The following is a 21382-nucleotide window of genomic DNA, read 5'->3' as shown; positions in this document are numbered from 1 at the left end:
CGGCAGGGAGGCCGCGGCGGCAGAACCGGTCAGCGCCCGCGGCCGGCTCGGTCGGCGGTGAGGAATTCGGCCATGGCCGACGCGACGGCCGCGGGCCGGTCCAGCATGGACAGCACATAGGCGTCCGGTATCTCGACCAGCCGGGCGCCGGGAACGAGCTCCGCCAGCCGCCGCCCGTGTTCGCGAGGCATCACCTTGCCGGCCGAGGACCAGAGGATCAGGACGTCGCCGCGGAACCGGCTCAGCGCTTCGGTATTCGCGACCAGTTCGCGGGCGCGGAACCCGGACCGCGTGTAGGCGAGCAGGTCCCGACGGATGCGGCGGTCGCGCAGCCCCGGCTCGGTCCAGCCGCGCACCAGGTCGTCCGGCAGCGGCTCGCGGGCCATCCAGCCGAAGAGCAGCGGTAGGCGGCGCAGCCGGGAGATGCGTAGTTGCCGCAGGGCCAGCACCACTCCCCCGGGCAGATAGCTCGCCACCGCCGCCGTCTTGCCCGGGAGGCCGGGCGGAAAGTTGTCGAACGCCTCGCAGGGCAGCACGATCATCCGGCCGACCCGGTCGTCGAGACCGTAGGCGGTGAGGAACAGCGATCCACCCCAATCGCTGTGCACCAGCACCGCATCCTCGAGATCCAGCGCCGCGAGGAAGTCCGCCAGCAGGCGGTTCAGCCCGCGCAGACTCAGGTCGGTGCCCGGCTCGAGCGGGATGGGATGCGCGCCCAGCGGCAGGTCGGGCCGGATGTAGCGGAACCCCGGCGGCAGTAGATCGATGGTCGTATCCCAAATGGTGTGGTTCATCAGCAGACCGTGTAGCAGGACCACGGGTGGACCCTCGCCCTGTTCCACATAGTGCATCCGACCTGCGGGAAGTCCGATCACCGGCATCCGCTGACCCCTTTCGAGCGATCGCTCTAGAGTGATTGCTCTATTCTGGAACGGTGACCGAGAAGATGTCAACCAGCACTCGCGAACGGTTGATCACCGCCACCGTCGAACTGCTGCGCGTCCGCGGCTACACCGGTACCGGCGTCAAACAGATCACCGTGGCCGCGGGCGTGCCGATGGGATCGCTCTATCACCACTTCCCCGGAGGTAAGCCGGAACTCGCCGCGGCCGCCCTGCGAACGGCGGGAATCGCCTACGGGCAGTTGATCCCGCTGCTGCTCACGCCCTACCCGGATCTGCGCGACGCGGTTCCCGCGGCGTTCGCCGCCGCGGCCGGTCAGATCGAGGAGACCGGGTGGATCAATATGTGCCCGGTGGGAACGATCGCCGGTGAGGTCGCGGATTCGGAGCCTGCGCTACGGGAGGTGCTCGCCGAGATAGTCGGTGCCTGGATCACCGACGGAACAGCGTATTTCGTCTCGCGCGGCCTGCCGGCGGATACCGCCCGGGAGCTGATCGTGGGTATCGTCACCGCCCTCGAGGGCGCGTTCGTCCTGAGCCGCACCCTGCGGTCCACCGAACCGCTGCTGGCCGCGGGCCGCGCCATGAGCGCTCGCCTCGCCGAACTGACCCCGGCACCCGAACCCGTCATCGACCCCGGCACGCGATAGGCCGGGTCGCTCCACACCCTCGGTACATGACACCTCGGCAGCACCGGGCACCGGCCGATCGCCGCGGCCTTCGGCCGGTGTGCCGGCAGCCCTGGTAGGCGAACTATCGGTCCGCGACGAACGCCGCGGGGCTGTTCCCGCTTCCTCAGTTGTCCGGCGGGCGCAGTCGGGACCTGCGTTGGGCTCACATCCTCGGTAGCCGAGTCCTGTCCGGTGTCATCACGATGGTCAGGCCGTCGAGCAGCCGTTCCAGTCCGAACGCGAACAGCGACTCCAGGTCGACCTCCGCGGTCGGCTCCGTGAGCTGCGCGATGAGCGGTCGGTCGACGGCGAGCCGGGTTGCGCCCCATTGTTTACTGGTCATCCCGGTGTCCAGTTCGGCTGCTGCTTCGGTTTCGATGTTCATTGCGGTGCCCCGCACGTAGTTGACCAGGGTGGCGTAGATGTGGAGTCGGGTGGAGGGATCCAGTCGAAGGCCGTCGCAGGCACGAAGGGTCCACAATCCGTAGCCCATCATGGCCGGCAGGGTGGCTGGGCGGGTGATGGACACCAGCCGCGGCACCCAGGGATGTCGCTGATAGACCTCCCATTGCAGCTGCGCGGCGACCCGTAAATGCGCACGCCATCCCGGAGGCGGCTCCGGATAGTCGATCTCGGCGAACGCGGCGTCCGCGATCAGCAGGACGAGCTCGGGCTCGGCGTCGAGGTGGCGGTGCAGAGTCATCGTCGCGACGCCGAGTTCGGTGGCCACTGCCCGCAGGGACAGCGCCGCCAAACCGCCGGCATCAGCGATCCGCATCGCCGCGCGCACGACCTGTTCGCGTTCGAGTCCGTCGCTGGATCGCTTGGGCAGCCGCCGGGCAGCGACGACGGCACCGACGCGGGCACTGGTCTCGATGACGCCCGATTGTTTGAGCGTTGCCAGGGCCTTGGTGGCGGTGGCCATAGCGACGCCCCACTCGCGCACGATGGCCCTGGTGGTGGGAACCGGATCACCCGGCCGCAACTCTCCTGTGACGATACGCTGCTCGATCTGGGCAGCGATGCGGAGGTAGGGCGGTCGGGGATCGGTCACGCCATCATGCTGACAGGCTCACTGGGCGGGCAGCCAGTTGCCGTGCAACCCGAGCGGTACCCGCGCCGGTAGATGGATCCGCGCAACGGGTTCACCGGTGAAGTCCTGAGCCGCCAGCACGACCAGGTCGGCGGCGTTGCGTACGGGGTTGTGTACGTAAGTGAGCAGGTATCCCTCGTCCTCACCCGGCCCGGTCGCCGCGAACGCCGCCTCGCCCACGGCTTCGTCGGGTCCGAAGGCGTGGACCTCCGCGCTCCCTCGCAGCAAGTCGTGTTTGACCAGGGCGTTGGTGAAGACCTCGTCCGGCGGTGTGCTGCCGGAAGCAAAGGGCACCCCATACAGGGCCGTCGCCGCGGCATATCCATAGCGGTGGGGGCGGGCGGCGAAGGCATCGTTGATGCGAGGAAAGTCCTGGGGCCGATCGTCGATGCGCTGCTGGTGCACCTTCTCCGTGGTGATGGTCCAACGATCCAACACCGGTCGGATAGCGCCCGGGTCGGCGGGATCGAACGGTCCCTGTGCGGTGATCAGGTCGACGACGACCGCATCGCCGACGTCATAGGCGTTGAGCGTATGGCTGACGTGGACGGGATCGATCTCATGCCACCGCACCGCCCCGCCCCGCCGGGACATGACCCCGACGCGTGTGGGATGGTCCGGCCGCCACCAGCAGTCGAACCCGTCGAAGCCCAGGGGCGTATCCCAGAGCACCACATGATCGCCGGTCAGCGCGAAATCGTGCAGAAACGGTGTCCTCGTCATGGGAATCGACACGGTATCCACTACGGCACCCGCAGCGTCGGTCACGATGTACTGCACGAAATCACGGCCGGGCATGTACGACAGCGAGTGCAACTGCCCAGTCCGCGGATCGTGCTTGGAATGGGCCCCAGCGCTAAACCCCTCCGGTGTTGCGCCCAGCTCGCAGGACCCCACGGTGTTCAGTTCCTCATCGAGCAGAGCCGGCGGCAATCCGCCTTCCGCCAGAGCGAATGTCCGGTGCGCATGTCCGATCACGTGCACCATGGGCGCGAACCCGGGGACGCGCACGAAACGATTCCGATACCACTCGGCCCGGCCGTCGCGCAGCCGCACCCCGTGCACCATTCCCTGGCCCATCCCCCAGATATGCGTCCCCGGATCCTCTGCTCCCATCGGATTGGGACCGTTGCGCACATAGCGACCATCCAGCTCGACCGGGACCCGTCCGGTCACCGGCAGGTCGAAGGCCGTGATCTCTTCCTCCACGGGCGCAAAGAGCCCCTCTGAGTACCTCATGAGCACACCGTACGAACAGGCAGCCGAAAACTGCTTTCGCAGAGCATGATCACTCCGCTGTGTACTAGTGCAGCCCAAATATGTCGGCCCGGTCTCGCGACACGATCGCCGCAGTGGTCCGTTCACTCAGCAGCGCCCATGACCTACCACTTGTCCACAAATGGAACTCGGGCTCAATCGGTCACTGCATCACCGCGTGGATGATCATGTCGGCGTGGAGGGTGCGGTGCGGGACTCCAGGTTGTCACCTGCGGGTCAGGACGAGTTGTGGAGACGGTGGCGAGCACCTGCAGGCGTCCGAGCAACGAGTTACGACACCCTGGTTGCGCATGGGCCGAAATCAGGGGCGGTTCGTCGGACCGAATCGGTCGCCTGCGCCACACCTCTGTCAACACGGCGGCAATCCGCCCACGCTCGGGTAGTTCGTGTCCGTCGGCTCGAGCCCACGTGCGGTGTGGCGACCACGTTCCACGTCATCGGCGCGGTTGATGCTCTTGATCAGATCGCCGGCCCTTGTATCTGGACCTGGTGTCCGGAAGTGGTCTCGGGCCGGGCAAGTTGCACCAGCACCGCGCCGATGAGCAGCAGCACCGCCCCGGCCAGTTGCGCAGGCCCGAGTTCCTGGCCGAGCAGCAGCCAGGCGAGCACCGCGGCGGCCAGCGGTTCCACCAGGGCCAGCACGCCGGCCGAGGCCGCGGGCAGAACGCGCAGCGCCCGCAACCCGGCCACATAGGGCAGCACGGTGCCGGCCACAGCCAGCACCAGCAGCACCAGCCACGCCGGGGCCCGCAGGCCGCCCAGTACCGCATCGGCGGTGAGTAGTTGCGAAGACAGCGTCCACGGCGGGGCGACCGCTGCCACCGTCACCGCGCCGATCGCCAGACCCACCGCGGTCAACCCGAGCGGGTCATGCTTGCTCGCGCCGCGCTCGCCGAGCAGAAAGTACCCGGCCGAGCAGATCGCCGCGCCGAGCCCGGCGGCGACACCGAGCAGGTCCAACCCCGCGCCCTGCCAGATCTGCGCGACCGAAGCCAGTCCCGCCGAGGCCAGCCCGATACCCAGCCACACCAGTCCGGGCAGCCGGGTGCCCCGCACCACCCGCACCCATAGCGCGACCAGCGTGGGCGCCACATTGACCAGCACCATCGCCACCCCGACCGGAACCCTGGCCACGGCCACGAAGAACAGCAGTTGCACCCCGGCGACGCCGAGCACACCGTAACCGAGCAGTAGCCAGAGGTCGGTGCGACCGAACCGCAGCGCCTGCGGCCGCAGTACCGCAACCAGCGGCAACAGCAGTATTGCGGCCAACACGATCCGCACCGAGGTCACCGCAGCCGGAGACCAGCCCACTGCCATCATCGCCGCGGCCAGCGAGCCGGAACCTGCGAACAATACCCACGAGACCGAACTCAGCCCGGTCGCCCGGGCCCGGCTCGGCGCCCGCACAGCCTTCTCCGATACGACCATTCCTGGCAGTGTTCCCGAGCGAACACCGTCAGGACCACGGAATTTCCGAACGTTCGAGTTCGGTCTATGTGGTCGTTCGCGCGCAGAGGGCAGCGCCGGAAGATTCACGGGTTTCTGAATACAGTTTTTGATGTACTGTCCGCGTATGGGGATCGAAACCGCTGTTCACCATGACGCGCTCGCCCGGTTCGGGCATGCGCTGTCGGATCCGACGCGTACCCGGATCCTGTTGAGTTTGCGGCAGGCGCCGGGGTATCCCTCGGAGCTGGCCGAGCAGATCGGGGTGACCCGGCAGATCTTGTCCAACCATCTCGCGTGTTTGCGGGGGTGCGGATTGGTGGTGGCAGTGCCCGAAGGCCGGCGTAGCCGGTATGAACTCGCCGATGCCCGGATCGCGGCGGCGTTGGGTGATCTGCTGGGATTGGTGCTGGCAGTGGATCCGGCGTGCTGCCCGGAGGCCGAGACCGAGGAGTGCTGCTGATGGCCTCTCTCGGCATGCCCGCGCTTCCGTCGGCGGTGACTGCCGGACCCGACCCGGCCCGGAAGGCGTTGCTGGCGCGGCGGATCCGCTGGTTCGTCGCGGCGACCATCACCTACAACGTGATCGAGGCGATCATCGCGCTGACCGAGGGCGCCCGGGTTTCCTCGACGGCATTGATCGGGTTCGGGCTGGATTCGGTGATCGAGGTGTCCTCGGCGGCCGCGGTGGCCTGGCAGTTCGCCGGGCGTGATCCCGAGGCCCGGGAGAAGGTCGCGCTGCGGGTCATTGCGTTCTCGTTCTTCGCTTTGGCGCTGTATGTCACCGTCGATTCGATCCGGGCGTTGTCCGGGCTCGGCGAAGCCCGGCACTCGGCGATCGGAATCGGTTTGGCCGCGGCGAGTTCGGTGATCATGCCGGTGCTCTCGGCCGCGCAGCGCCGCGCCGGGCGTGAACTCGGATCCGCGTCCGCGGTGGCCGATTCGAAACAGACCCTGCTGTGCACCTATCTGTCGGTGGTGCTGCTGGTCGGGTTGCTGCTCAACAGCGCCTTCGGGTGGTCGTGGGCCGATCCGATCGCTGCCCTGGTCATCGCGGTCATCGCGGTGAAAGAAGGGGTGAACGCCCGGAAGGGTGACACCTGCTGCCCCACACCGCCGATGGCGCCCGCGACCCGCGGCGCCACGGATGGCGGTGGACACGACTGCGACTGCTGCCAGAACTGAATCCGCCGCAGGAAAAGGGGCGCAACGGCTCTGTGCGCAATAGATAGACACCTTCGCAATTATTGATTCATGGAAGGGGGCGGAAGCCCTGCGTTCTAGCGCGGTTTCGCCACTATGATGTCGAAGTGTCCGGTAGCGACAGAGAGCCGAGGCAAGTCGAACTCATCGGCCCGGTTGCTCGAGTGTTCACGTACTCGATCGCGGCCGGTCTGATGTTGTCGGGACCTGTTCTTGCCTTGGCAGGTGATTCGTTGTGGGATGCGTTGTGTCCGGCGATCATTACTTTCCCGATCGGCCTCGCCATCGCGATGACGACCTACGGGCAGCGGTCAAACGTCAAGCGGTTCCGGGCCTTCGGGGTCATTTCGACAGCGGAGATCGTCGCGGTCCGGATACGCAAGGGGGGCGAGAATCCGGATGTCGCCGAGCTTCGGGTCCGCATCACCGGTCCGGGCTTCGATACGTTCGTGGCGGACTGTGAAATACCGGCCGTTGTCCCGCTTCCGCGGGTCGGTGACCGGCACCAGGTGGTGGTCGACCCCTCCGACTACACCTTCGCAATCGGCTACGACCACTTGTTCGAGCGGGACTGACCGACTCCCATCGCGGCCGCCGGCGCCGGGCAAGCCGTGCGTGTCGCGAGACCATTGTCGCCGAAGCCACTGATCCGGCGCGACCGTGCGCGTTCATCAAAGGGACATGCCTGGACAAATCCCAACTGATGAGCAGCGATGATCAGCGATTATTCAGCGCCTGAGTGCCCAAGAAATCATCCTTCTACGACACTGTGTCGCAGCGCACTCCGACGAGAGACGCCACCCCGGGAACGTGTTGGATGCAAAAACCTTTGTGGGATTTCCGCTGCGTGCCCAATCGAATGCGAATCGGAATCGTGGGTTTGTTGCGCGGTCTGTACATGGCCGAGTCGGCACACCGGATCGGGGTCGAGGTGATCGCGATTCCGAACGACTGGCTGCTGCACAAGCGGGATTTCCGGCGGCCCGGACGACCGAGCACTGGGCAGGGCTGCTCGACGCTGGTCTCGACGGTGTCGTACTTGCCAATGATTTCGACGCGCACGCGGCGTTGGCCGTCGCATTGCTGGATCGCGGATCCATGTGCTGTCGGAGACGGCGGCCTGCGTGTCCGAAGAGGAAGGGCGTCGGCTCATAGCCGCGGCCGAGCGGTCGACGGCAACCTATCCGTTCGCGGAGAACTACGTCTTACACCCACACATCCGGCTGCTGCGGGAGTCGGTGGATTCCGGCGAGCTGGGCGCCATCGAATTGGTGGAAGCCGATTATCTGCACAGCCTGTCGCCCGAGGACACCGCCGCTCATCCCGGTACGTCCCGCGGTCGCGGCATGGCTGGTCGGTGTTGCAGCTGCGGAATCACTCGCGAAGGGTTGCGCACGAGTTCCCGTTCCGGACGTGCGCGCCGCCGAGCGACCCGGAAATTGGGGGCAATCGATAACGCAGCGATCGACATAATCTGAAACACGCCGTACGAAATTGCGTCCGCCGAGATGCGCGGGTGCAACGATCTGTCCCGGCGTGGGACACCGATGATAGGAACACTGTGAGATCCAGATTCAGCACCGCCGTCGCCGCCGTTTCCATCGCCGCGGCCGGTCTCGGCGTAGCGGCCGGGACCGCCTCCGCGGCGCCGGTGCAGTTGACCCCGGCGGCACCGGTTACCGATACCGACCCGGGGACCGGAGGTGCCACCGGATCTGCGAACCAGCTGGCGCAGATACTGCAGCTGCTGCAGACCGGGTCCGACTACTCCGGCGGCAACCTGTAACAAGCACCACCCCGTACGAACCTCCGTGGACGATCTCGGTACCGGGAAGCCGGCGCGTCCACTTCGCGAGAGCAACGTAGGGCACCACCCGAATCTGCGCAACCTCAGGTGACTGGTCGTCAGGCCGCCGAACCCCGGAAAGCTTCCCCGCTTTCCGGGGTTCGGTCTCCCTCTCGGTGAGTACCGCGACCGGGGGCGACGACCTCGCCGGATGACCGCCTTGGCCGAGGAATCCGACGAGCGGGCAGCCGTCGCCGCCTCTGCTCGTACATCGAGATGGCCCGGCTCGTTTGCCGAACTCGCCCAGCTCGGCGCCACCGGCTACCGACCGCTACGTGTCCGCGACACCCTGTTCTGACCGCCCGCCGGATGCGAACGGATCTGGATGGACAAGGCGTCCGGCAAAACTGGCCCGCCGCTACGGCTTCCCGGCCCCGACGCCCTTCACCGCGGCCCGGTCCATGAACCCGAACAGGTAGCCCGCCACCCGCCGCATCTGGATCTCCTCCGCACCCTCGGTGATGCGGTACCGGCGGTGGTGGCGGTAGATGTGCTCGAACGGGGTGTAGCGCGAATAGCCGAGGCCGCCGTGCACCTGCATGGCCCGATCGGCTGCCTCACAACACAACCGGTTGGCCCAGTAATTGCACATCGATACCTGTTCCGACACCGCGAAAGTGCCGTAGGTGTCCATCGACCAGGCGGTCTTGTGCACCAGTGCCCGCAACATCTCGCACTGGGTGTGCAATTCGACCAACTGGAACTGGATGGCCTGATTGGACGACAGCGGTTTGCCGAACGGTTTGCGTTCGTTCGCGTAGGCCACGGCCCGATCCACGCAGTACTGGGCGGCGCCGAGGCTGGATGCGGCCTGCCGGATGCGGTTCTCGTTGAAGAAATGCTGCACCACGCCCAAGCCGCGGCCTTCCTGTCCGAAGATCGCGGAATCCGGGACACGGACATCGGTGAGCGAGACCCGGGCATGGTCGGTGGGCATATTGAAGGTCCACAGGTATTCCTCGACCACGAAGCCCGCGGTATCCGTGGGCACCAGGAACGCCGTGATGCCGCGGCCCTCACCCGCGGCACCGGAGGTCCGGGCGAAGACGAGATCGGCGTCGGCGAGGTGGACGCCGGTGTTCCAGGTCTTGGTGCCGTTGATCACCCAGTCGTCGCCGTCGCGGACGGCCGTGGTCTCCATATGGGTGGCGTCGGATCCGTGTTCGGGTTCGGTGATACCGAAGGCGAAGAAACTGGTCCCGGCGGCGAGACCGTCCACCCACTCCGCCTTCTGTTCCGCGGAGCCGTACTCCAGCATCAGCAGCAGGCCGACATTGTTCGCGACGACAGCGTGCTCGTTCTGCAGATCGCAGTGCAGGCCGAGACCGCGCCGGGCCAGATGTTCCCGGATCACCGCCATCCCGAGGTTGGTACCGTCCCGGCCGCCGAACTCCGCGGGAAAGGCGTAACGATAGTGACCGGCGGCATCGGCACGGCGGCGGGATTCGGCCAGCAGCGCCTCCCAGTCCGCGGTGGGCAGGCCGCCACGATCCCAATCGGTGCGGGCGTCCTCACGGCGGTGGTCGAAGAATCGGATATTGTCGTCGGCCAGCTCCAGCGGCCGGATCTCGCGTTCGATGAACTCGTCGAGTTCGGTGAGATAGGTCGAAAGATCGGCGGGCAACTCGAAATCCACTGTCTCTCCTATGCTGTGACTCCGGGACGGATCAGCATGAGCAGATCCCATTCGATTTCCGATACCCGGCGCCCGCTGGCGGCCATGACGATATCGCGGACGGTGCCGTCGAGGTGGGCGGCGGCCTGCTGGGCCAACCCGACTCCCCAGTACAGCGTGCCCATGACCTTCCACCAGCGGTAGCGGTCCAGATCGAAGGTCCCGCCCGCCGCCTCGTAGCCGCCGACGAATGTCTCGCGGTCGGCGAAACCACCGAATTCCCGGTCGTCTTCGCGGAACCGCCACATCCGCAGCGCGGGCCAGGCGACATCGCGCATGGGGTCGCCGAAGCGCTGGGTGCCTTCCCAGTCCAGTACCGCGCGCAATCCGTCGGCGCCGATGATCAGATTCCCGTTGCGCATATCGGTGTGCACCAGCGCGGGCGTGGGCGGCGGGCCGGGCAGCCGCTGCTCCAGCCAGCGCAGTGCGAGGGCGAACACCGGCCGGTCGGCCAGGAGTGCGCGGGCGCCCGCCTCGACCTCGGCCAGATGTTCGGCGGCCGGGTCGGCACCGGCGGCGGGCACCGCCGCCGGTGCGGCGGCCGGGTCGATTGCGTGCAACCGGGCCATCGCCGCGCCCCATCGGCGCGCTGTCTCCGCCGCGTTCCCGGACGCGGCGAGGGTCCGTAACACTCTGCGCGGCACCGTTTCCCCATCGATGTGTTCGGAGACCACGAAAGGTTCGCCGGCATAGGAGGTATCGGTGCAGACCGCGACCACGGCCGGTACCGGGACCCCGTGTGCCCGGGCCAGTTCGCGGACTCCGGCCTCGGCGTCGACCGGCATCAGTTCGACGGCGGGCGGCACCAGGGTCGCCACCAGGCGGCGCGGGGTATCGGCCACCGTGGCGGTGAAGGCGATGTTGCGGCGCCGGGCGCCGGCGGAGAGGAACCGGAAATCGCCGATCGTGACCGGGCCGCCGAACGCGCCGGTCAGATAGTCGGTAAGGCCCGCGACCGGATCGTCGCTCATTCGCCCTCCCAGCTGTCGTAGCCCGGTTTGGCGATGGCCAGGTCGGCCCGGACCACCTCGGTGAGCGCCTGCCACAGTGCCGTCTCGTCGCCGGCCGGGACCGCCGCGAGCAGTTCGCGCTCCCGGAGTGCGGCCGCCGGTCCCGCTTCGACCTCACGTCCCAGGATGCGAGCCAGATTCGCCCCGACCCGGGCTCTGTGCTGCAGGTCCGGCGGCAATGCCGGGAGCAGTGTGTCCTCCAGGAGTTCGGCGAGCGATTCCAGCAGTTCGGCTGCGGTCGGGCGGTTCTGCACTTACGACTCCCCTCGATGGGTTCCGGCTCGGCGGCGCAGGTCCGGGGTGGCCATGGGCGGCCGGTGAGCGACCACGATCCGACCTCCTTGTTTCTGCTGCGGGCGAACGGTGAGACAAACAGTAGAGGATTTTCTCATCGTCGCACCAGGGTTCCGGGCCAGACCTTCCGGCCGGCCGAAGGACGGTCCGATACCCGATCGGGCAACTCGGCCCCGGGCCACAGCCGCATACGTGTGAACCCACCGGGGTTCCGCGCGCGCCGTCGATCAGGCCGCGTCGAGGACCGCTCGGGGCTCCCCCTGTTCGATCGCCCGGCCGTCGCGCAGGAGTACACAGTGGTCGGCAGTGCGCGCCTCGGCCGGGTCGTGGGTGGCGTGCACAACGGTGACTCCGGAGTCGGCGATCTCCCGGATCGCCGCGCCGATCGCCGCCCGCGCGGCCGCGTCCAACCCCGTACCGGGTTCGTCGAGCAGCAGCAGATCGGACCGCTGGGCGAGCGCGCGAGCGAGCAGCACACGTTGCCGTTGCCCACCGGAGAGAGTGTCGAGACGCCGGTCCGCGAGGTCGGTGATATCCATCCGCGCCAGGCAATCCGCCACGATCGCCCGGTCCGCCCGGGTCATCCGGCGCCACAGTCCCCGATGCGCCCAGCGACCCATGGCCACCGTTTCGCCGACCGTGATCGGCAGGGTGGCGGGTATGGCCTGCTGCTGGACGACCAGCGCGGGTCCGGTCGCGCCGAGGCCGGTGACCGATCCGGCCAGCGGCGTGACGATTCCGCCGAGCACCGCGAGCAATGTCGATTTCCCGGAGCCGTTGGGGCCCATCAGCGCAGTGACCCGGCCGCCCGGAATCGTGGCACTGACCTCGTGCAATACCCGATTCCCCCGGTAACCGGCGGATAGGCCGGTCATCTCGATTCCCGCCGTGCGCATACTGTGACTCCCGCCGATAACTTGTAATGACAATCGTTATCAGTTTACTGTCTGTATTCATGGATTGGCTGATCGCCCCGTTCGAAGTCACCTTCGTACAACGAGCTCTATGGGGCGGACTGCTGGTCTCCTGCCTGTGCGCGCTCGCCGGAACCTGGGTCGTGGTGCGCGGGATGGCTTTTCTCGGCGAGGCCATGGCACACGGCATGCTGCCGGGGGTCGCGGTCGCGGCCCTGCTCGGCGGCAATCTGCTGCTGGGCGCGGTGGTGAGCGCGTCCGCCATGGCGGCCGGAGTGTCGGTGCTGAGCCGGAATCGGCGGCTGTCCACCGATACCGGTATCGGGCTGCTGTTCGTGGGCATGCTCGCGACCGGGGTAATCCTTATCTCGCGCTCACAATCCTTCGCGGTGGATCTGACCGGATTCCTCTTCGGTGATGTCCTGGCGACCCGGCCCCGCGATCTGTTCTTCCTGCTGACCGCACTCGGTATCGCCCTGGTGATCACCGTGCTCGGCCACCGGGCATTCCTCGCCCTCGCCTTCGATCCGCGCACCGCGCAGACGCTCGGATTGCGACCGGGCCGAGCGCAGGTCGCGCTGCTCGCGCTGCTGACGCTCGCCATCGCCGCGTCGTTCCACGTCGTGGGCACCTTGCTGGTGTTCGGATTACTGGTCGCACCACCCGCCGCGGCCACCTACTGCACCCACCGGATCCCGCGGATCATGCTGCTGGCCGCCGGTTTCGGCGCCCTGGCCACCGTCGCGGGCCTGCTCATCTCCTGGCACGCGGGTACCGCGGCCGGGGCGACGATCGCCGCGACGGCGGTGACGATCTTCTTCGGCGTCGCGGCCGGTGCCCGCCTGCGCGCGGCATGGCGCGGCAGGTCACCCGGCGGGCCGGGCGCCGGGCCGGATCCGACCCGCCCGCGCACCGGAAGATTCCGGGCCCGGCGGACGGCCGGGGTCGTCACGGCAGTACTGCTGCTCGCACCGGTCGCCGCCTGTGGCAGCGGAACAGACCAGGCCACAACGGAACCGGCACCGCACGGTTATGTCGAGGGTGCCGAGGAGAGCGCGAGCGCCCAGTCTCGACTGGTGATCGCCGAGCGGTCCTCGGGCACGGTGCAGCTCCTCGATCTGGTGACCGAGGAGATCATCACCGCGGATCCGGTGCCGGGCGTCGCCCATCTCTCGGACGACGGTCGCTATGCCTACCTCGCGGGCGCCGAATCGACGACGATCCTCGACAGCGGAAGCTGGGTCGTCGACCACGGCGACCACGTGCACTACTACCGAGCCCAGCCGCGGCGGATCGGCACACTGCCCGGGTCCGTCCGGAGCGCGTTCAGCGATGCGGTGCTCGCCGCACCGGTTCTCGACAACGGTTCGACCGCACTCGCCGACCGGGCGGCACTCGACGAAGGCACCCTCACCCCGGGACCGGTGCTCGACGGCGCCGCACTCCCCTTCGGGGGCGGGCTCCTGGTCTCCGATACCGGCGCCGGCCGGATCCAGGTCCGCGACCGGAACAACGCGCTGGTCCAGGTCCTCGAACCACCGTGCCCGCACCCGGGCGGGCAGACCGTCACCCGCCGCGGCGCCGTGTTCTCCTGCGCGGACGGCGCGCTGGTGGTGACCGAGCGCGAGCATCGTTTCGCCGCGGCGAAGTTGCCCTATCCGGTGGGGACGACCGGCAGCACCGCCCGGTTCTTCCACCGCCGCGGCAGCGATGTGCTGGTGGTCGTCCGGGATTCCCGGGTCCTGGTCCTCGACCTCGGCCGACGCGAGTGGCGACCGATCGGGACCGGCCCGGTCGTCGCGGCGACCACCGCGGGCGCCGGAACCGATGTACTCACGCTGGATCCCGCCGGTGTTCTGCACTCCTACGATCCGGAGACCGGCGCCGAGACCGCGCAACGAGCACTGCTGCCGGGGCCCCTGGATCCGGCGATGCCCCCCGCACTGCTGGTGGACGCCGAACGTGCCTACGTCAACGATCCGGCCGGCCGCCGGATCCACGAGATCGACTACGCCGACGGATTGCGCATCGCTCGCACCTTCGACCTCGAGATCACCCCCGACCTGATGGTGGAGACCGGACGATGAACAGCGCACTCCGAATCTGCGCGGCGCTGCTTGTCGCGATCATCCCTCTCACCGGTTGCGGCGGCACGGACTCCGGCGGCGCCGGGATCGTGGTCACCACCGATATTCTCGGCGATATCACTCGGGCGGTGGTCGGCGACACGGCACCGGTGACCGTGCTGATGCCGCCGAATTCCGACCCGCATTCCTTCGCACTCTCCGCGCAGCAGGCAGCCGCACTCGGCGAGGCCGATCTCATCGTCGAGAACGGTCTGGGTCTCGAGGAAGGCCTGGCGCGTCACGTGGAGACCGCCGCCGCGGCCGGGGTCGCGATCCTGTCGGTGGGCGACGAGATCGATCCGCTCCCCTACCGGGCCGGCGATGCGGCCGGACAGCCCGATCCGCATTTCTGGACCGACCCGCAGCGAGTGCACCGCGCGGTCGAGGCGATCCGCGACCGGGTGATCGAAAGCGTGCCCGAGGTGGACGCCGCCGCCGTCCGCGCCAACGCCGACCGCTACCTCGGCGAACTCGATCGGCTGCAGCAGTGGATGTCCGGCGAATTCGCCGGGATCGCGCCCGAGCGCCGCAAACTGGTGACCAATCATCACGTGTTCGGCTATCTCGCCGCACGGTTCGACTTCGAGGTGGTGGGGGCCGTCATTCCCGGCGGCACCACCCTGGCCTCCCCCAGCGCCGCCGATCTCGCGGACCTGGCAGCCGCCGTACGCACCACCGGAGTTCCGGCGATCTTCGTCGATTCCGCCCGGCCGGACCGGCTGGCCCGAGCCCTCGCCGAACAGGCGGGTGTCCGGGTCCGCATCGTCGGACTGCATTCGGAGTCACTGACCGCGCCCGGGGCAGGCGCGGCCACCTACCTGGAAATGATGCGCGCCAACACGACCGCGATGGTCGCGGGGCTGGCCGCCGCGTAACCCGGGACAGCTGCGTTATCTCGCTGCCGCAGCCAGCACAACAGAATGAGGGAGCGTTATGCACATCCGAACCGACCCGAAACGGGCCGCGGCCCTGTCCGGCCTGCTCACCGCGGTCGTTGCACTGAGCGGCTGTGGCAGCGACACCGCCGACGAGACGGCGATCGCCGAACCACTGGCCGTGACCTACGACGGCGGGATCCACCTCCTGGACGGCAACACCCTGGCTCGTGGCGGCGAACTCGAACTGGCGGGATTCAACCGGGTCAACCCGGCCGGCGACGATCGGCACGTGATCGTGTCGACCGCGGACAGGTTCCGGGTACTGGACGCCGTCGGCGGGCAGTTCACCGATATCGAGTTCCCCGCACCCAAGCCGGGTCACGTCGTAAGGCACGCCGGGCGTACGGTGCTGTTCTCCGACGGCACCGGCACCGTGACCTCGTTCGATCCCGCCGAACTCGCCGACGGGGCCCCGCAGACCTCCGAATACCGTGCCGCGGCGCCACATCACGGCGTGGCGGTGGAACTGGAGAACGGGGAACTGGCCGTCACGCTGGGTACCGCCGAAGAGCGGGTCGGGCTGGCGATCCTCGATGCCGATCGCCGGGAGATCACCCGCAGCGAGCAGTGCCCCGGGGTACACGGTGAGGCGACCGCGGCCGGCGACACCCTCGTGGTGGGTTGCCGCAACGGAGCGCTCGTCTACCGGGACGGCACACTCACCAAGGTCGCCGCACCCACCCCGTACGGCCGGATCGGCAATCAGGCCGGCAGCGATGTCTCGCCGATCGTGCTCGGCGACTACAAGAAGGACGAACACGCGGAACTGGAACGGCCCGAACAGGTCTCGCTGATCGACACCGAGGCCGGCACCATCCGCCTGGTCGATATCGGGACCAGTTACACCTTCCGTTCCCTGGCCCGCGGCCCGCAGGGGGAGGCACTCGTGCTCGGCACCGACGGCGCCCTGCGCGTGCTCGACCCGGTGACCGGAAAGATCGAGCGCACGATCGATGTGCTCGAGCCGTGGCAGGAGCCGATCGACTGGCAGCAGCCCCGCCCGGCGCTGTTCGTCCGCGGCGGTATCGCCTATGTCAGCGATACTGCGACCAAGCGGATCCATCGCATCGATCTGGCCACCGGTGCGGTGACCGCCTCGGTGACCTTGGACGAGACCCCGAACGAGATCAGCGGCGTCGTCTCCTGAGCGCGGTACCGACTGTCCCGCCCGGCGCGGCGTGAGGGGCCGGGCGGGGACCACCCGGTGGCGGGCGACCCGAGACCATCGGGCCGCCCGCCACCGTGGGCGGTGCGGCCGCGGGTCAGGACTGCCACGGATCCAAACCCTGCGCGGGGTCGATATGGTCCAGATTGGACACCCGCATCGCCGAGCGCAGGAGCCGTTCCCGATTGGTATCCGTCGGGTGATCGTAGTGCTCCTGCGCGATGGCCAGATGCGCCGCCGACAGACGGCTCCCGATCGACCACCGGGTATCGCGACCCACCGAATTCCACTCGGCGGGTGTGATCGCCGCGCTCAGCGCACGCCCGGAATCCCAGTTCTGCTCGACCCGGCTGATGAAGCTCTCGTCCAGCACGGCGGATGCGGCAGGCGCGTTACTGTGCCGGGCGAAACCCTCTGCCGCGACCACCGCCTGCGCCGCGAATGCGCGCGCCCCGGGCTCCCCGGCCCGGTTGTGCGCCGCGTAGGCCGCCGCCACCGTCTTCTGCAACGGCTGGAATCCGTACGGGCTCTGCGACCGGGTCGCCTCCTGCACTGCGAACGCCTCCAGCGCACCGGCGACCAGATGGTCGGGCGCGCCGATGGCGCGTAGCACAGGCGCCAGCTGGGCGTCCGGGATCCGGTTGTCACGCATCATCTTCAGCGTCCGGGCCACACCCATCTCACTACCGGCGCCGCCGAATCGCTCCGCTTCCCGCAGGGCGACCAGCCGCCAGTTGTGCCGAGCCAGATGACTCCAGCGATAGGACTCCTCCATATGCGCGCTGGACGCGATGGCCGCGCGCTGCACCAGCCGGGCACCGCGAGCGAGCGGATCGAACGGGCGGACGGTGCCCGCCGCCACCCACGCCACCAGCGGTGAGTTGTCGAGTGTGTTCAGCGCACCGAGGGATGCCATGACACCGGAGCCGGACCGGCCCCCGGACGGGCCGCTTCCACCACCGCCGGGAGGCGCTCCGGCGCTGCCCCGCACCATCGCGCCGATACGCCGGGACACCTGCCCCGCACCCCGGTCCAGGCCCCGGCGGAGCCTGGATATCTGGGAGACGGCGATGACCTCGACGAGCGCCGCGACCACGATCACGGCGATCACCTGCCCCGGCGCCTGACGGAACAGATTTCCCAGGAACAACAGATAGATACCGAGGAATACGGTGAACGCGCACATCCGGATCGCCGCGAACCCGCAGGTGACGACATTGCGGACCAGGAAGGTCTGGGTCGGGCCGTAGATATAACCGCCGGCGGCGAACCCGAAGATCGCCAGGAATCCGTGATAGACGACGTCCAGCGCGCACCGGACCACGAGACCGGCCAGGAAAACGGCGAAGACCAGCAGGATTGCGCCACACAGCAGCAGAAGCAGACCCACGCCGAGCTGCCCCGTCGTCGGGTGGGCGATGCGATCGGCGGCCGCGGTATCGCCGCAACCCGCGATGCTCGACCGCAGGCCGTCCATCTCACCACCGCCGATACCGGCGCTCCACACCGCGCCGCACCGGTCGTCCAGTACATGCCCGAAATTCCACACCTGCACCGGATTTCGGGCGAAATCGTCGGACATCTCCGCCGAGAGCGTCTCGATGAGCCGATCCGGGTCGGCGTCCGAACCGTTGAGTCCCGCGGCGATCGCCACCCCCACATCCCGCCCCTGGGCCAGCCATCCGTCGGCGGACAGGAGATCCGGCGCCGGACCGAACAGCAGGAGACCGCCGAACACGGCCACCGTTGTCATGGTCACTATTTGCCGGGCCGCCCGGGCGGGACTTCCGCGAATTATGAACCACGCCACCAAGAATGCGCCGACAGTTGCCGCGGTGATCATTATCACCGGATCCGCGAGCTGTCGGGAAATCGCTTCCGCCACACCGTGAACGGCTGTCGAGAACAATTCCATCCACCGGAAACTCAGGGCATAACCGATGAACCATATCGCCGTCGTCACGATTACCATGTAGCCGACGAATTCCAGGCCGAGCAACGTCCACAGGGCAGTCCCGCCGGGGTCCGCCAGACCACCGCGATCCACCAGGAAGGAGTAGTCGGCCAGTGGCACGCCGGCCGAGTCGACCACCCCTGTCCAGGACAAACCGTCCATTCGGGAGATGGCAGGGCCCGCCTGCCCCGGCTCGGCGGCGACCGCCACCGCACCGACTCCCCCCGGAAACAGCAGAATTCCGTAAACTGATGCCGCACAGTATTTCCCACGCCGCAACCACACACCCGCAGCAGAGATCCGTCCGCGGAAAGACGAGGATTCCGTTCCCACTCCGGTCAACCGCCGAGAAGAACTGACACCATATGAATACTCTTTTCCACGATCTTCACCGGATTCGACGTACCGATGGATTATCCATTTCGGATCGGCCACGGCAATAATTGAATTCTCTCTGATGGAAATGGTTGTCCGATCAACCTGCGGCCCGGGGCACGAGACGGCCCCCGGCCACATCGCGGGCGGCCCGGCCGACCACGCCGACCCGGCCCCGGTGGAAGTGCGAACGGAGAAGGGACCGGTGAACCAGTTCGAGGCCGCAGCACCTGAGCCCGCTGCCGAGGACGCCGTAGCTTCTATCCTTGCAACTATTGCAATCTTTTAAGAACTAGTAGGTTCACTGATAAACTCCCGGCTATGGTGCATCTTTGCGATCGGGGGCGGTTCTCGTGACGGCCCCGCGGCGGGGTCGGGTCACCCAGCATCGGGTGGCGCAGACCGTGGCGGCCGAATTACGGACCCGGATCCTCAACAGCACCGACGACTACCGCCTGCCGACCCAGGATCAATTGGTCCAGGAGTTCGGCGTCTCCTACCCCTCCATCCGGGAGGCCATCCGGATCCTGGAAACCGAAGGCCTGGTCACCGTGCGGCGGGGGAACGTCGGCGGCGCCGAGGTACACCGACCCGACGAGACCTCGGCCGCATACCATCTCGGCCTCGCCCTGCAGGGTGGCCGGGTGACACTGCGGGATCTCGCCACCGGCCTGCAGATGCTCGAACCCATGTGCGCAGCGGAATGCGCGCGCCGCGAGGACCGGCTCGAGGCGGTCGTCCCGGCACTCACCGCGAATATCGCGAAATCCATGGACCTCATCGACGACGGTGTGGCCTTCACCCAGACCGCCCGTGAGTTCCATGATCTGGTGGTGTCGTTCACCCCCAACGCGACTGTCCGGTACGTGGTGAGCAGCCTGGTCGCCCTCTGGTCCGCTCAGGAGGAGGCCTGGGCCGAGGCACTGACCGGCCGGGGCGAATACCCGTCACCGGAGCAGGCCCGGGCCGCGGTCCGCACCCACCAGAAGATCGTGGACGATATCGCCTCGGGCCGGGCCTCGGCGGCCGAGCACATGGCGTGCGCCCATCTGGCGGCCACCCAGGCGCTGCTGCTGGAGCGATTCGACGACGGTATCGTCAACGCGTCGTCGGCCCCCGCGCAGCAGGCGATCCGTTCGGGCCAGGGTCGGCGCTGACTACAACCGGGCCGCGCTCGGTATCTCGCGCACCGGCCCGGAATCGAACGCACGGATCATGGCGTCCTGGGTGAACGATGCGATCAGCGAGCCGGCACCGGTACTGATCTGACCGCGGATATGGGCGGTGCCCGCCCCCACGAAGGTCGCCTCGTGGTGATAGCGCAACCAGCCGTCCCAATGCACCGGATCGTGGAAGGTGATGCCGATCCCCATGGGCGCGGTCGACAGCGTGTGATGGGCCTGCGCGGTACCGAGACCCGGATGCGGCCGCAATGCGGTGGAGATCCCGAGATGGCCGGTGAAATGGGCGAGTACCGCGCGCCGGAGTTCATCGGCGGCGGGAACTTCGTCGTACCGCAGCCACGCGTCGACCACCGGCGGGCCCACCTCGTCCGGGTCGTTGATATCGGCACACTCGATGATCCGGACCTCGCGCCCCGGCAACGCCAGACTTTCCTCCGGCCGGGCGGTTTCGGGGCCCGCGACCGGCGGACCGGTGGGCGTGTCCCGGCGCACCAGATCCGGTTGCGGGAAATCCAGCAGCACCGTACAACTGGTCCGGATCTTCTGTTCCTGCCGGACGGTCACCGTGGCGCTTCCGAAACTCCGGCCGGATCTGATCGGTGTGACGGCGAAGTCCAGCGGGATATCCGGATCGGCGGCCGAGACGAACAGCGCGTGCGCGGTGCGGACCGTCCGGCCGGGTAGGGCCCGGGCCGCGGCGACGATGCTCTGTCCGAGGATCTGGCTGCCGTCCACAACTCTTCTGCTCCCCCCGTCGCTGTCCCCGGCGAAGCGCGTGGGTTCGGCGGGATGGGCCCGTACATCGAAGATCTCGACCATCCGGGCCATCGAGGATCCGGGTAGCCCGGTGTGTTCCGGGTCGGCGCTCATGATCGGACCCCGGTGTAGCGTCCGGCACCGACGGTCACGGCGACAACGCTCTGGTCGAACGCTATGTAGTCCGCGAGGGCGGCGACCGGCGGGTGCGGGCGCGGGTAGGTCCAGGCGATCCAGGGCCGTTCGCTGCCGGGCACGGTCCAATAGGACGCTTCGCCCTTGAACGGGCAGACGGAGTGCAGGTCGACGGTTTCGAGCTGGGTCAGATCCACCGAATCGCGCGGGAAGTACACGACCAGGCCGTGATCCTGTTCGTCCACCACCAGACAGGCGTCGCTGGCGGCCAATTGCCGCGAGCCGAGGGTCGCGGTCATCGCATTGGTGCGGGCGAGCAGGTCCACGCGGTAGTCGGGACGCTGCCGGTAACCGGACGGGACGGGGGCTTCGCTCATCACTGCTCCGAATCTTCGCTGCTGCGGGTCACGACCG

General features: G+C 68.1%; 22 protein-coding genes and 1 pseudogene. 11 read left to right on the top strand and 12 right to left on the bottom strand.

Features of this window, described 5'->3' with window-relative positions; translation table 11 throughout:
• Positions 1 to 29: 29 nt before the first annotated feature.
• Positions 30 to 881, bottom strand: coding sequence for an alpha/beta fold hydrolase (locus ACWCPQ_RS11565; protein WP_449897308.1), 852 nt, complete (start codon positions 879 to 881; stop codon positions 30 to 32).
• A 53-nt stretch (positions 882 to 934) separates the two neighbouring features.
• On the opposite strand from ACWCPQ_RS11565, the gene ACWCPQ_RS11560 reads away from it, so the two are divergent.
• Positions 935 to 1552 carry a TetR/AcrR family transcriptional regulator gene (locus ACWCPQ_RS11560; RefSeq protein ID WP_449897306.1) on the top strand — a complete coding sequence of 206 codons (618 nt, stop codon included), beginning with the start codon at positions 935 to 937 and terminating at the stop codon, positions 1550 to 1552.
• A 184-nt stretch (positions 1553 to 1736) separates the two neighbouring features.
• Here ACWCPQ_RS11560 and ACWCPQ_RS11555 read toward each other — a convergent pair whose 3' ends face one another.
• From ACWCPQ_RS11555 to ACWCPQ_RS11540, 4 genes and pseudogenes are all read right to left on the bottom strand, one after another.
• On the bottom strand, positions 1737 to 2627 hold the full coding sequence (locus tag ACWCPQ_RS11555; RefSeq protein WP_449897304.1) for a GntR family transcriptional regulator: 891 nt from the start codon (positions 2625 to 2627) through the stop codon (positions 1737 to 1739).
• Positions 2628 to 2645: 18 nt separating this feature from the next.
• Positions 2646 to 3905 (bottom strand): carotenoid oxygenase family protein, encoded by a 1260-nt coding sequence (locus ACWCPQ_RS11550; protein WP_449897302.1) that lies wholly within the window; start codon positions 3903 to 3905, stop codon positions 2646 to 2648.
• A 173-nt stretch (positions 3906 to 4078) separates the two neighbouring features.
• Positions 4079 to 4357 (bottom strand): annotated as a pseudogene (locus tag ACWCPQ_RS11545) (Lsr2 family DNA-binding protein); the annotation flags it as partial.
• A gap of 46 nt (positions 4358 to 4403) precedes the next feature.
• Positions 4404 to 5375: an EamA family transporter gene (locus ACWCPQ_RS11540; RefSeq protein WP_449897300.1), complete on the bottom strand. Its 972-nt coding sequence runs from the start codon at positions 5373 to 5375 to the stop codon at positions 4404 to 4406.
• Between the two features lie 151 nt (positions 5376 to 5526).
• Between ACWCPQ_RS11540 and ACWCPQ_RS11535 the strand changes: the two genes are divergently transcribed.
• The 6 genes from ACWCPQ_RS11535 to ACWCPQ_RS11510 all read left to right on the top strand — a co-directional run bounded on the left by ACWCPQ_RS11535 (position 5527) and on the right by ACWCPQ_RS11510 (position 8740).
• A complete protein-coding gene (locus tag ACWCPQ_RS11535) occupies positions 5527 to 5856 on the top strand; it encodes an ArsR/SmtB family transcription factor (protein WP_449897384.1) in 330 nt (109 codons plus the stop codon).
• Positions 5853 to 6578 (top strand): cation transporter, encoded by a 726-nt coding sequence (locus tag ACWCPQ_RS11530; RefSeq protein ID WP_449897382.1) that lies wholly within the window; start codon positions 5853 to 5855, stop codon positions 6576 to 6578. The genes ACWCPQ_RS11535 and ACWCPQ_RS11530 overlap by 4 nt, the downstream gene beginning before the upstream one ends.
• Positions 6579 to 6760: 182 nt before the next feature.
• Positions 6761 to 7171, top strand: a complete 411-nt coding sequence (locus ACWCPQ_RS11525) for a hypothetical protein (RefSeq protein WP_449897298.1) — start codon at positions 6761 to 6763, stop codon at positions 7169 to 7171.
• A 525-nt stretch (positions 7172 to 7696) separates the two neighbouring features.
• Positions 7697 to 8074, top strand: a complete 378-nt coding sequence (locus tag ACWCPQ_RS11520) for a hypothetical protein (RefSeq protein ID WP_449897296.1) — start codon at positions 7697 to 7699, stop codon at positions 8072 to 8074.
• Between the two features lie 83 nt (positions 8075 to 8157).
• The gene (locus tag ACWCPQ_RS11515) at positions 8158 to 8382 is read left to right on the top strand and encodes a hypothetical protein (RefSeq protein ID WP_449897294.1); all 225 of its coding nucleotides are present in this window, start codon (positions 8158 to 8160) and stop codon (positions 8380 to 8382) included.
• Positions 8383 to 8593: 211 nt separating this feature from the next.
• On the top strand, positions 8594 to 8740 hold the full coding sequence (locus ACWCPQ_RS11510; protein WP_449897386.1) for a hypothetical protein: 147 nt from the start codon (positions 8594 to 8596) through the stop codon (positions 8738 to 8740).
• A gap of 60 nt (positions 8741 to 8800) precedes the next feature.
• Here the strand turns inward: ACWCPQ_RS11510 and ACWCPQ_RS11505 are convergent, their stop codons facing one another.
• The 4 genes from ACWCPQ_RS11505 to aztA all read right to left on the bottom strand — a co-directional run bounded on the left by ACWCPQ_RS11505 (position 8801) and on the right by aztA (position 12296).
• The gene (locus tag ACWCPQ_RS11505) at positions 8801 to 10078 is read right to left on the bottom strand and encodes an acyl-CoA dehydrogenase family protein (protein WP_449897292.1); all 1278 of its coding nucleotides are present in this window, start codon (positions 10076 to 10078) and stop codon (positions 8801 to 8803) included.
• 8 nt (positions 10079 to 10086) lie between these two features.
• On the bottom strand, positions 10087 to 11088 hold the full coding sequence (locus ACWCPQ_RS11500) for a phosphotransferase family protein (RefSeq protein ID WP_449897291.1): 1002 nt from the start codon (positions 11086 to 11088) through the stop codon (positions 10087 to 10089).
• Positions 11085 to 11381 carry a DUF6285 domain-containing protein gene (locus ACWCPQ_RS11495; protein WP_449897289.1) on the bottom strand — a complete coding sequence of 99 codons (297 nt, stop codon included), beginning with the start codon at positions 11379 to 11381 and terminating at the stop codon, positions 11085 to 11087. Before ACWCPQ_RS11495 ends, ACWCPQ_RS11500 begins: the two co-directional genes overlap by 4 nt.
• A gap of 267 nt (positions 11382 to 11648) precedes the next feature.
• Positions 11649 to 12296, bottom strand: coding sequence for a zinc ABC transporter ATP-binding protein AztA (gene aztA, locus ACWCPQ_RS11490; RefSeq protein ID WP_449897287.1), 648 nt, complete (start codon positions 12294 to 12296; stop codon positions 11649 to 11651).
• Positions 12297 to 12376: 80 nt separating this feature from the next.
• On the opposite strand from aztA, the gene aztB reads away from it, so the two are divergent.
• Genes aztB through aztD form a run of 3 tightly spaced genes read left to right on the top strand, consistent with a single transcriptional unit; the run spans position 12377 to position 16546 of the window.
• Entirely contained in the window at positions 12377 to 14422 is a 2046-nt protein-coding gene (gene aztB / locus ACWCPQ_RS11485) for a zinc ABC transporter permease AztB (protein WP_449897285.1), read from the top strand.
• Entirely contained in the window at positions 14419 to 15336 is a 918-nt protein-coding gene (gene aztC / locus ACWCPQ_RS11480; RefSeq protein WP_449897283.1) for a zinc ABC transporter substrate-binding protein AztC, read from the top strand. Before aztB ends, aztC begins: the two co-directional genes overlap by 4 nt.
• Before the next feature lie 58 nt (positions 15337 to 15394).
• A complete protein-coding gene (aztD, locus tag ACWCPQ_RS11475; protein ID WP_449897281.1) occupies positions 15395 to 16546 on the top strand; it encodes a zinc metallochaperone AztD in 1152 nt (383 codons plus the stop codon).
• A gap of 115 nt (positions 16547 to 16661) precedes the next feature.
• Here aztD and ACWCPQ_RS11470 read toward each other — a convergent pair whose 3' ends face one another.
• A complete protein-coding gene (locus ACWCPQ_RS11470) occupies positions 16662 to 18680 on the bottom strand; it encodes a hypothetical protein (protein WP_449897279.1) in 2019 nt (672 codons plus the stop codon).
• Between the two features lie 566 nt (positions 18681 to 19246).
• Here ACWCPQ_RS11470 and ACWCPQ_RS11465 point away from each other — a divergent pair.
• Positions 19247 to 20050 carry a FadR/GntR family transcriptional regulator gene (locus tag ACWCPQ_RS11465; protein ID WP_449897277.1) on the top strand — a complete coding sequence of 268 codons (804 nt, stop codon included), beginning with the start codon at positions 19247 to 19249 and terminating at the stop codon, positions 20048 to 20050.
• Here the strand turns inward: ACWCPQ_RS11465 and ACWCPQ_RS11460 are convergent, their stop codons facing one another.
• Both ACWCPQ_RS11460 and ACWCPQ_RS11455 read right to left on the bottom strand, forming a co-directional pair.
• The gene (locus ACWCPQ_RS11460; protein WP_449897275.1) at positions 20051 to 20947 is read right to left on the bottom strand and encodes an acyl-CoA thioesterase; all 897 of its coding nucleotides are present in this window, start codon (positions 20945 to 20947) and stop codon (positions 20051 to 20053) included.
• A complete protein-coding gene (locus tag ACWCPQ_RS11455) occupies positions 20944 to 21345 on the bottom strand; it encodes a DUF427 domain-containing protein (RefSeq protein WP_449897274.1) in 402 nt (133 codons plus the stop codon). The genes ACWCPQ_RS11460 and ACWCPQ_RS11455 overlap by 4 nt, the downstream gene beginning before the upstream one ends.
• Positions 21346 to 21382: the final 37 nt, after the last annotated feature.

The organism is Nocardia sp. NPDC001965 (assembly GCF_053594175.1).
Note: the sequence above shows the minus strand (reverse complement) of the source record. Positions and strands in the feature narration are given on the sequence as shown.